Source organism: Campylobacter sp. LR264d, assembly GCF_008633895.1.
Classification (GTDB): Bacteria; Campylobacterota; Campylobacteria; order Campylobacterales; family Campylobacteraceae; genus Campylobacter_D.
The window spans coordinates 171,975-181,935 of the sequence record NZ_VJNT01000021.1 but is presented as its reverse complement, the minus strand read 5'-3'; the positions used below and the strand labels follow the sequence as shown (position 1 = coordinate 181,935).

12 protein-coding genes are annotated in these 9,961 nt (G+C 29.9%); 8 read left to right on the top strand and 4 right to left on the bottom strand.

Going from position 1 to position 9,961, the window contains the following annotated elements; all coding sequences use genetic code 11:
- Positions 1 to 6 precede the first annotated feature (6 nt).
- Both FMM56_RS05705 and purM read right to left on the bottom strand, forming a co-directional pair.
- Entirely contained in the window at positions 7 to 813 is an 807-nt protein-coding gene (locus FMM56_RS05705) for a ChaN family lipoprotein (protein ID WP_150208004.1), read from the bottom strand.
- 9 nt (positions 814 to 822) lie between these two features.
- Positions 823 to 1,812 carry a phosphoribosylformylglycinamidine cyclo-ligase gene (purM, locus tag FMM56_RS05700; protein ID WP_150208002.1) on the bottom strand — a complete coding sequence of 330 codons (990 nt, stop codon included), beginning with the start codon at positions 1,810 to 1,812 and terminating at the stop codon, positions 823 to 825.
- 60 nt (positions 1,813 to 1,872) lie between these two features.
- Between purM and coaE the strand changes: the two genes are divergently transcribed.
- From coaE to FMM56_RS05680, 4 genes are all read left to right on the top strand, one after another.
- The gene (gene coaE / locus FMM56_RS05695) at positions 1,873 to 2,466 is read left to right on the top strand and encodes a dephospho-CoA kinase (protein WP_150140462.1); all 594 of its coding nucleotides are present in this window, start codon (positions 1,873 to 1,875) and stop codon (positions 2,464 to 2,466) included.
- Positions 2,463 to 3,212, top strand: coding sequence for a diaminopimelate epimerase (gene dapF, locus FMM56_RS05690; RefSeq protein ID WP_150140464.1), 750 nt, complete (start codon positions 2,463 to 2,465; stop codon positions 3,210 to 3,212). Before coaE ends, dapF begins: the two co-directional genes overlap by 4 nt.
- Entirely contained in the window at positions 3,187 to 3,945 is a 759-nt protein-coding gene (locus FMM56_RS05685) for a glucosaminidase domain-containing protein (RefSeq protein ID WP_150140466.1), read from the top strand. The genes dapF and FMM56_RS05685 overlap by 26 nt, the downstream gene beginning before the upstream one ends.
- Before the next feature lie 243 nt (positions 3,946 to 4,188).
- Positions 4,189 to 4,386, top strand: coding sequence for a hypothetical protein (locus FMM56_RS05680; protein ID WP_150208000.1), 198 nt, complete (start codon positions 4,189 to 4,191; stop codon positions 4,384 to 4,386).
- Positions 4,387 to 4,564: 178 nt separating this feature from the next.
- Here FMM56_RS05680 and sppA read toward each other — a convergent pair whose 3' ends face one another.
- Positions 4,565 to 5,455 (bottom strand): signal peptide peptidase SppA, encoded by an 891-nt coding sequence (sppA, locus tag FMM56_RS05675; protein ID WP_150180569.1) that lies wholly within the window; start codon positions 5,453 to 5,455, stop codon positions 4,565 to 4,567.
- Positions 5,443 to 6,666, bottom strand: coding sequence for a metal-dependent hydrolase (locus FMM56_RS05670; protein ID WP_150140470.1), 1,224 nt, complete (start codon positions 6,664 to 6,666; stop codon positions 5,443 to 5,445). The genes sppA and FMM56_RS05670 overlap by 13 nt, the downstream gene beginning before the upstream one ends.
- A gap of 92 nt (positions 6,667 to 6,758) precedes the next feature.
- Between FMM56_RS05670 and aroQ the strand changes: the two genes are divergently transcribed.
- The 4 genes from aroQ to flhG are packed head-to-tail and all read left to right on the top strand — an operon-like array spanning position 6,759 to position 9,947.
- Positions 6,759 to 7,229 (top strand): type II 3-dehydroquinate dehydratase, encoded by a 471-nt coding sequence (gene aroQ / locus FMM56_RS05665; protein WP_150140472.1) that lies wholly within the window; start codon positions 6,759 to 6,761, stop codon positions 7,227 to 7,229.
- On the top strand, positions 7,229 to 7,711 hold the full coding sequence (gene folK, locus FMM56_RS05660; protein ID WP_150151212.1) for a 2-amino-4-hydroxy-6-hydroxymethyldihydropteridine diphosphokinase: 483 nt from the start codon (positions 7,229 to 7,231) through the stop codon (positions 7,709 to 7,711). The genes aroQ and folK overlap by 1 nt, the downstream gene beginning before the upstream one ends.
- Positions 7,712 to 9,100 carry a flagellar biosynthesis protein FlhF gene (flhF, locus tag FMM56_RS05655; protein ID WP_150140476.1) on the top strand — a complete coding sequence of 463 codons (1,389 nt, stop codon included), beginning with the start codon at positions 7,712 to 7,714 and terminating at the stop codon, positions 9,098 to 9,100.
- A complete protein-coding gene (gene flhG / locus FMM56_RS05650; RefSeq protein WP_150207998.1) occupies positions 9,081 to 9,947 on the top strand; it encodes a flagella biosynthesis ATPase FlhG in 867 nt (288 codons plus the stop codon). Before flhF ends, flhG begins: the two co-directional genes overlap by 20 nt.
- Positions 9,948 to 9,961: the final 14 nt, after the last annotated feature.

The window sequence follows — 9,961 nt, the reverse complement described above, 5'->3', positions numbered from 1 at the left end:
GCAAACCTATTTTTTAATAAGCCAGATAAAATCAGCCTCGTGTTCGTTTTTTTCGTTACTTACAAGGGCGATTACCACTACTTTTTTATCTGTTTTTAAATCCTTAATGTGCAAGGGAACGCCTACGCTTTTATCTGTGTGAAAATTCCCGGCTATTAAAATGCTAGAATTATTAGCTTCTACTAGCTTTTTAGCCATGTTTCTATCTTTGTATTGTTGAATTTGAACAAGTTTATTTAAATAATTTTCTTCTGTTTTATTAGGGTGAAAACTAGCGATTAATTCTTTAATCTTGCTTTGTACCTTTTCATTTGTGGAATTTTCGCCTTTGATTAATTCATAACCCTTATAAATAGTGCTTATTTCATCTTTGCTTAAATTTCCAGCTATGATATTTGAATTTGAGTAAAAGGTAGTTTCAAGGAGTAAATCATAACCCTTGCCCCAGTTTTCATTAAAGGTTAGGGCTTTTAATAAATCATCTTGTTTAATATTACTTTTATTAGATTCTGCTTTATTGATAGCCTTTTGCTGGTTATTGTCAAACATTTCAAAGACTACATTATAATCTTTTCTTTGAGTTAGGGCCTTTAAAATTTCATTTTGAGCTACATGAATTTTAATTTTATCGTGTTCTTCGCCAAGTAAAATAATATCATACTCATAAATTTTATCTATAAATTCATTAAAGCTTAAATAAAGATTAGAACTTACTTCTTTTATGGTATAGTCCTTATTTTCTTCTAGTTTTATATTTTTATAAGAACAAGCCGTAATTAGTAAGGTCAAAAAACAAGCAAATAAAATTTTCATAATGCCCCTTTATTCTAAACTTACGCCCTCGTTAATCACAACCTCGCCTATTATAAAAGCATCGCTATTTTCAAGCACCTTATTTACATTTGTAGCTGATACCACTAAGGCTAAGCCAACACCCATATTAAAGCTTCTATACATTTCATTTTCTTCTACCATTTCAGATATTTTATAAAAAATTTCAGACGTTTTTAAATGGTGTTTATGAATGACAGCTCCAAGTCCTCTTGGGAAAATGCGAGGTAAATTTTCTAAAAGCCCACCTCCTGTAATGTGTGCTAAGGCGTTAATATAAGGCTTTAAATTTAAAAAATCCTTAACATAAATTCTAGTAGGGGCTAGTAAAATATCTATTAAATTTGCTCCTTCAATCTTATCATCGAATTTTAAATTCATTTTTTCAAAAAGAACCTTTCTAGCTAAAGAATAGCCATTTGAATGAAGGCCCGAACTTGGCAAGGCTAGGATTAAATCGCCATTTTTTACAAAGTTACTCCTATCAATCTCATCTTCTTCTGCCATTCCTACTGCAAAACCTGCTAAATCAAAATCATCCTTTTGATACATTGATGGCATTTCAGCCGTCTCACCTCCTATTAGGGCACAATTTGCTATTTTACAACCTGTAGCAATGCCCTCAACTACCTTTGTAGCTACTTCTATATCAAGTTTAGCACTAGCATAATAATCTAAGAAAAATAAAGGCGTGGCAAAATTACAAATCAAATCATTTACACACATGGCAACTAAATCCTGCCCTATGGTGTCAAATTTCTTACTATCAATAGCAAGTCTTAATTTAGTCCCAACCCCATCAGTAGCCCCTAAAATAACAGGCTTTTTAAAATTATTTGGCAAACGAAAGGCACCAGAAAAAGAACCGATTGAACCTATAACATTTTCATTAAAAGTGTTTTTAACAAGGGGTTTAATCCTTTCAACAAAGGCGTTTCCATTGTCTATACTAACCCCAGCATCTGCGTAAGAAAGTTTCATTTATTTACCTTTAAGAATTTAAAGGGTATTTTAACAAAAATTTTTTAAACAAGGCATAATATGAAAAATGCTTTTATAGTAAGTGCTAGTATTGCTTGTGGGAAAAGCACTTTTTTAGAAATTGCTAAAAATATGGGCTTTAAAACACTAAGTGCTGATAGTATTGCCCATGAAATTTTAGATAGTAATGCTAAAGAAATTAATGCTTTATTTTTAAACAACGAGCTTTTAGAAAATGATAAAATCAATAGAAAAAAACTAGGTCAGGTTATCTTTAATGATAAGAATGAAAAAAAGAAATTAGAAAATTTTATGTTTCCAAGAATTAGGGCTAAAATTTGTGAAGCAATTGAAATTTTAAATAAAAAAAACAAGCCCTTTTTTATAGAAATTCCTTTGTTTTTTGAAAGTAATTTTTATAAAAATTTAGGACAAAGTATTTTAATATACACCCCAAAAGAACAAGCTTTAAAAAGGCTTATGAAAAGAGATAACATAAGCAAAGAAGATGCCCTTATTCGTTTAAATTCTCAACTTGATATAGAAGAAAAGAAAAAATTAGCCGATTTTGTAATTTACAATACTACTTCTTATGAAAATTTTCAAGAAGAATGTGTTAAATTCATACAAAGAATCAAAAAGGGAGATTTATGATTTTTTATAAATATTATGCAAATGGCAATGATTTTGTAATATTTAACGCAGAAAAAAAAGAAGATTTAAGTAAGTTAGCAATTTTACTTTGTAACCGCTATAGTGGCATAGGAAGTGATGGTTTAATAGCCATTTTAAAGCATGAAAAATACGACTTTGAATGGCAATTTTATAATAAAGATGGAAGCATGGGAGAAATGTGTGGAAATGGGGCAAGGGCTGCAGCCCACTTTTTTCACCACTTTAATAAGGGTAAAAATAAGCTTAGCTTTTTGACAGATGCAGGGGTTATTAGGGCAAATGTTGAAAAAGATATGGTTGAGATTAGTTTAGGAGAGGTTAAGGATATAAAAGAAAGCTTTGAGTTTAAGGGTAAAATTTGGCAAGGATGCAATACAGGCGTTCCTCATTTAGTTTGCTTTGTAGATGATATTAATGAATTTAATAAAGAAGATGCGAGATTTTTAAGGCAAAAATATAATGCAAATGTAAATTATGTACAAATTATAAATAAAGATTTTATCAAGGTTAGGACCTTTGAAAGAGGGGTAGAGAACGAAACTTTGGCCTGTGGAACTGGAATGAGTGCTTGTTTTTATTTAGGAAAGTTAAAAAACTTACTTTTAGATGAGATTAAAATTAGCCCAAAAAGCGAGGATTTAGCCTTTTGTAAGATAGAAAAAAACGAAGTATATTTAAAAGCAAAGGTGAAATGTTGTTTTGAGGCACATTATTATTTTGATTAGTTTTTTTATACTAGCTTTTAGTATAGAAAAAAACGGCTTTGGAGAGAATTTTTACAAGCTTGAGTTAAATCAAAGAAGAGAGATTTTCTTTGAAAAAATGAACGAAATGCTTGATAAATCCTTTAAAGACATTTTAGAAGAAAGAAAATTTGTACAAGCTCTTTTAAGTCAGGGTGAAAAAAATGGCTTTAGAATAGGCAATAAAAAGGCCCTTGCAAGATTGATAGAACTGAAAAATAAATATAGAATTAATAATCTTTTTGATATAAATGAATACCTTATAAAAATCGCCCCTACGCCTAAGTCCTTAGCTATCTCACAGGCCATTTTAGAAAGTGGCTTAGCAAGTAGTCGTTTTGCAAGAGAAGGTAATAATCTTTTTGGCGAATGGACCTGGACGCAAAAAGCCATTGAACCTAGCAAAAAAACGCCCGGAAAAAAGGGTGGGGCACGTATTTTTAGTAGCATACAAGATAGCATTGATTCTTATGTTCTTAACTTAAATCGCCATTTTGCTTACGAGAATTTTAGAAAAAAAAGATTGGAATTTTATGAGAAAAAACAAATTTTTACAGGGCTTGATGCCATTGATACGCTTATTTCGTATTCTGAGATAAAAGAGGAATATTTTAGACGCATTACTACTATTATAAAACTTTATAATTTAATTAAATACGACATTGATTACGCAAAAGAATTAGCAAATCATAAATTAAATGAAGAGAAATTTTAAAAAAGAACGATTGGAGCTAATCGTCCTTAACTTAAAAGAGTAAAAAAATTAAAAAAATAGTTTGTAAAAACAGAAACAAAAAAACAAAACAACCTTGATATCGTACATAAAAATGCTTTAATGAAATTTAAACTTTTGAAAAAATATATTTTTTTAAAGTTGTAATTAAAAAAAACTATAATTTTGTAAATTTTTTAATAAAGGTGTATTGCGAAAGTTTTAAAATTTATCTTATATGCTAGTTTGCTATTAACTGCGTGTAGTGAAAATATAGAATTTAAACCTAAAAATGAATTAGAAAGATTAGCATTGGAAAAATTTGAAGAATTTAAAGAAATTCATTCTAAAGAATATATAGCTTTAAATGATAATTACGCAGATAAATTAGCTGATAAACAATGTTCAAAATGCAAAGATGTAAAAAAGTTAGACATTATTTAGATACATGTAGCGATGTATATTTATATTTTACAAAAGTTATATTTTATATTAATAAAAATGATGAAAATCAAAGTTTAAAACATAAAGCAATGTTTGTGGATTTATCAAAAAACAAGACTTGCAAAGATTATAAAGAATTTAAAAAAACAATGATTAATACAAGTAAATTTTTAATCCCCTAAAACACCACTTCCCTATTTGAATTTATGAGTGTTTTAAAGATAAAATCGCTAAATAAACTTACGCTTTGTTCGCTTATTTTATTTAAAAATTTTTCAAATTTACTTTCTTCTTGCCATATAGGATTTACAACATTTGCCAAATCTTGCAACTGCTTTTTAGCCATTTCATAACTAGTTAAATCATCAATTAAGCCAAGTTCCTTTGCACGACTTGCTAAAAATACCCTAGCATCTGCCCAAATTTGCTTATTTTCTTTGTTTAATTTTCTTTTATTTGCTACAAAATCAGTAAAAAGTTCGTAACTTTGATTGATTAAATCTTGCAAATAAGCTTTTTCTTCATCTTTCCAAGGTCTTGTAATGGTCCCTGCACTTTTAAAGGTCCCTGCTTGAATGCTTTGTTCTTTAATGCCTATTTTATTTGCTAACTCGCTAATGTCAGCTCCTTGCATAATCACGCCTATTGAGCCTATAAAACTTGCTGGATTTGCTAGAATTTTATTTGCACTTACCCCACCTAAATAACTTCCACTAGCCATTGTACCATTTGTATAGGCTACTACTTTTTTTACCTTGCTAAGTTCTTCAATGGCTAAGGCTATTTCCATGCTAGGTCCAAAGGCACCCCCAGGACTATCAATAACGAGTAAAACGCCCTTAATATTATTGTCATTTTTTGCCTTATATATATTTTCAACTAGCACTGAAGAATCGATAATCGCACCCTTTAAATCAAGTCTTGTTAAATTTGCAGGGTTTAAGTTTGATTTATTGCTTGGCATTAAAATAAGTAAAACGATAAACAAAAAAACAAAGGTCTTAAAATAAGTATTAATGTATCTTATACAACTTGCTAAAAAACTAAAAATTCCTTTTAAAGATTGCATTTTTCACCTCTTATAAATAAATCTTTTACTTCTTTTGTTTTTAATATAAATTGCAAGGGCAGTTGTTTTTCATCACACTCACCAACCTCGCATACGCTAAAATCAGCACTTTTTCCAATTTCTAAGGAGCCTAAATCATTAAAATTTAAAGCCCTAGCAGGATACAAAGTAGCCATTAATAAAAGCTTTTTTGCAAGGGATTTTAACTCAAATTCCTTATGTATTAGCAAATTTGCACGCATTTCATCAAGGATTGATAAGGAAATATTTGAACTAAGTCCATCCGTGCCAAGGTGTATATTTAAGCCACTTTTTAAAACCCTTTTTAAATTTAGACTTTTTTGACTTAAAAGGCGATTAGAAAAAGCACAATGGGTAATTGAATGCAAATGTTTATCTAATTTTTCAAATTCTTTTAAAAAAACACAATGCGTAAATAGGGTCCTTTGTCCATTAAAAAGGGCTAAAAAATCATCTATTTTATGCAAGGGTTTTATGTTTTTATTAAAGTTTAAAAACCATTTTTTAAAATCCCCACTTTCCTTTCTTAGCCACTCATTTTCAGCCTTACTTTCTAAGAAATGAACGCTTAATAAGTTTTTGTGAGTTTTAGCTAAATTTAGGGCAAATTTTGCAAGTGTTAAATTTGTAGAATATGGCGAATGCAAGGATATAGCAGGTATGAAAAGGTCGTTTTTAAATTTTAAGCTTTCATTAAAACGTTTTAAAAAATCTGCTTTTTTTATCTCGTTTTCACTTTCACTTGAACCTAAAATTTCATTAAAATATACTATCCTTGCACCACTTTTAACGCAAGGTATTAAATCGCTTCCAAAGCTTGAAATTGCCCCTATTGTAGCTGTGCCTGTTTTTTGCATATTTTTAATGGTATTTAAAATAAGCCTTTTTTTTGCCTTTTCATTTAAGCTTACACGGCTTTTAATCACACTTTTAAGCCAAGTAATAAAATCTCCATATGCTAAATCATAGGCATTTGCACTAAATTCTAAATGCGTGTGAGGATTGATAAATGCTGGTAAGATAAGAGAATTTTTGCTTGTTTTAATGAGTTTTGCATTTGGGTATTTTTTTTGTAAATTTTGTAAATTTCCAAATTCTTTAATCTTTTTATCAAAAACGAAGGCTTGATTTTTAAGAATTGTAAATTTTTCATCACATACAAAAATATTTTTTGCATAAATTAAAAACACGAATTTCCTTTCAAAAAATAAAATTGTAGCAAAAATTTATATTAATAATGTTATAATAAAAAGTTAAAGTTAAAAATTTAAAAAGGTTAGCTATGAAAATTCTAGTAATTCAAGGTCCAAATATCAATATGCTAGGCGTTAGAGAGGTTGGCATTTATGGACCTATAAAGATGGAAACCATACATGAGCAGTTAAAAGAAGTGGCTAAGACAAATAGCGTAGATATAGACTTTTTTCAAAGCAATTTTGAAGGAGAATTAGTCGATAAAATACAAGAATGTTTAGGTACTTATGATGGCATTATTATAAATCCTGCTGCTTATACTCATACTTCAATTGCCATTCGAGATGCCATTGCGGCTGTTAATTTACCGACCATTGAAGTACATATTAGCAATGTTTATAGAAGAGAGGAATTTAGACATAAGAGTTTAATAACTCCTGTTTGTGCTGGTTCTATTGTAGGTTTTGGACCACTTGGCTACAATCTAGCCTTGCTTGGACTTATCACAATAGGCAAGCAAATAGAACAAATGAAGTTGCAACAACAAGCTGCAAAATAATGTTGTGTATAAAGGGGGTAAGACGTATAGAAAAAATGCGTTTTTTCCCTTATAAAAGTAAATTTTTAAGGAAGTTTAAGTATTTTGCATTTATAGGACTTGGTAGTAATATGAACGATGAAAAGAAGTGTTTTAGGGCTTTGTTTAGACTTTTTATGGATGATAGAAGGCTTAGAATTTTGGCGACTTCTCCATTACTCATAAATAAAGCCTTTGGATATGAATTTCAAAAGGATTTTACAAATGCTGTAATGTTGCTACAAACAAGTTTACACGCTAGGGCATTTTTAAAAATTTTGCTTTTTTATGAATTTAAATTTAAAAGACAAAGAATTTTTAAAAATGCCCCAAGGACGCTTGATTTAGACCTTTTGTATTTTTCTAAAAAGGTTAGGGAAGATAGTTTTTGTAAGGTACCTCACGAATGTGCTGATAAAAGAATTAGCGTAATTTTGCCTTTGGGCTTTATAGAAGGAAGATAAGTGGGACAACTCATAAGAACTTTAGAGGTTGAAAATACCGAAGAGATTATTCCAAGAGTAAAAGAGGAATTTGGCGATGCGGCTATGATTATCACAAATAAGCAAATCAAGCCAAAAACAATGAGTCATAAGGGACTTTATGAGGTAGTTGTAGCTATTGAAGAAGAAGATTATGAAGCACACCTTAAAAAAATGGGTAAAAAAATGCCAAAACCAAGTACCACAAATCCTAAAACCCAAGAAGATGTTATTTTAGATTTTTCAAAAAGAGCTAAGACAAATTTAAATTTAGCACAAGAAAATTTTAAAAATAAATTAAATAATAAAGAAGATGATGATTTAAACAATTTTAAAGAACGTCTTTCAGAAGTAAGCAGTGAGATAAGTAAGGTTACAAATACTACCTTGCCAAATGAATATGAAAAGCCAAATTTAAATGCAAGTAGCACAAATTATAATAAAAAAATAGAAAGCTTTGAAAAACAAATAAATAAGCTAAACGATAAGATGAATTTGCTTGTTGATATGATGTGGGATGATAAGTCAGGGGAGCGTAAAAATCTCATAATCCCACCTGAATTTGCAAGTATTTATAAACAAGCTAAAGAAAGCGGAATGCTTGAAAATCACTTAGAAGAGATTATGAAAGCTACCATTGAAAATATGCCAACAAGCATGAAAACAAATAAAGATGCGGTGCAAAGGTATTTTTATTCGCTTTTAAGAAATATCTTGCCTTGTCGCGTAGAAAGTGAGATTAAAAAGCAAAAAATTATGATGCTTGTAGGTCCAACAGGGGTTGGCAAAACTACGACTTTAGCAAAACTTGCCTTTCGTTATGCTTATGGGGATAAACGTTATAAAACAGGGATTATAACCCTTGATACTTATAGAATAGGAGCAGTCGAGCAGCTTTTTCAATACGCCCAAATGATGAAACTGCCTATAATTGATAGTATAGAACCAAAAGATTTAGACGAGGCCATTAAAAGTTTAAGTTCTTGCGAGGTGATTTTAGTTGATACCATAGGAAATTCTCAATATGACCAAGGAAAACTTGCAAAAACAAAGGAATTTTTAACGCATTCTGATGCAGATATTGATGTAAATTTGGTGATTTCTGCTAATACTAAGCATGAAGATTTAATGGAAATTTATAAGAATTTTTCTTTTTTAGGTATTGATACCTTGATTATAACAAAATTTGATGAAACAAAGGTTTTTGGTAATATTTTTTCATTGATTTATGAAACAAATATTCCTATGAGTTTTTTCTCTATAGGTCAAGAAGTACCAGATGATATAGAAGTAGCCAATAGTGATTTTTTGGTCCGTTGTATCTTAGAGGGCTTTCATAAAGGAAAAATAGATGAGCAATCAAGCAAATAGATTAAAAAATTTAATGAGTGAGTCAAAAAATAAAAATACTAAAAATACCCATTTTATCGCTATTACAAGTGGCAAGGGCGGGGTTGGAAAAAGTACTATTAGTGCAAATTTAGGCAATGTCTTAGCAAACAATGGCTACAAAGTAGGACTATTTGATGCAGATATTGGTTTGGCAAATTTAGATGTTATCTTAAATGTTCGCATAGGCAAAAATCTTTTGCATGTGTTAAGAGATGAGTGTTCACTTGGGGATATTTTAATAGAAGTAAAGCCAAATTTATGGTTAATTCCCGGTGAAAGTGGAGATGAAATTTTAAAATACAATGATAAAAATATTTATGAAAGATTCTTAAATCAAGCGAGTGTTTTAGATGAACTTGATTTTTTAATCATAGATACAGGGGCTGGAATAGGAGGAAATATCTTAAATTTCTTAGAAATGTCTGATGAGGTCGTGGTTGTAACGGTGCCTGACCCTGCTGCTATTACCGATGCTTATGCGACCATTAAAACCACTTCAAAGACAAAGGAAAATTTATTAATGATTTTTAATGTGGTTAAAAATGAAACAGAGGCCTTAAAGGTATTTGAAAATATCAAAAAAGTAGCCGATGCTAATATTAAAAATCCTTTAAATTTAGAATTTTTAGGTTTTTTAAGTGCGTCAAAGGAAGTAAGTTTAAGCATTAAAAAAAGAACCCTATTTAGCGATGAAAATACAGCTTCAAGCGATGAGTTAAAAGCCCTAACTTCTAGGCTTTTGTATAGATTGGAACAGAAAGTGCTTGATAATACGCAGTCTCGTAGTTTTTCTAGCTTTTTTAGAAAAATTATAGAGAGATTTTAATAAAAGAAGTGTGT

Excerpts from the sequence above, each read along its gene's own strand:
- aroQ (WP_150140472.1), top strand. The coding sequence starts at position 6,759 with ATGAAAATTCTAGTAATTCAAGGTCCAAATATCAATATGCTAGGCGTT.
- folK (WP_150151212.1), top strand. The coding sequence starts at position 7,229 with ATGTTGTGTATAAAGGGGGTAAGACGTATAGAAAAAATGCGTTTTTTC.
- purM (WP_150208002.1), bottom strand. The coding sequence starts at position 1,812 with ATGAAACTTTCTTACGCAGATGCTGGGGTTAGTATAGACAATGGAAAC.
- sppA (WP_150180569.1), bottom strand. The coding sequence starts at position 5,455 with ATGCAATCTTTAAAAGGAATTTTTAGTTTTTTAGCAAGTTGTATAAGA.
- dapF (WP_150140464.1), top strand. The coding sequence starts at position 2,463 with ATGATTTTTTATAAATATTATGCAAATGGCAATGATTTTGTAATATTT.
- flhG (WP_150207998.1), top strand. The coding sequence starts at position 9,081 with ATGAGCAATCAAGCAAATAGATTAAAAAATTTAATGAGTGAGTCAAAA.
- FMM56_RS05705 (WP_150208004.1), bottom strand. The coding sequence starts at position 813 with ATGAAAATTTTATTTGCTTGTTTTTTGACCTTACTAATTACGGCTTGT.
- coaE (WP_150140462.1), top strand. The coding sequence starts at position 1,873 with ATGAAAAATGCTTTTATAGTAAGTGCTAGTATTGCTTGTGGGAAAAGC.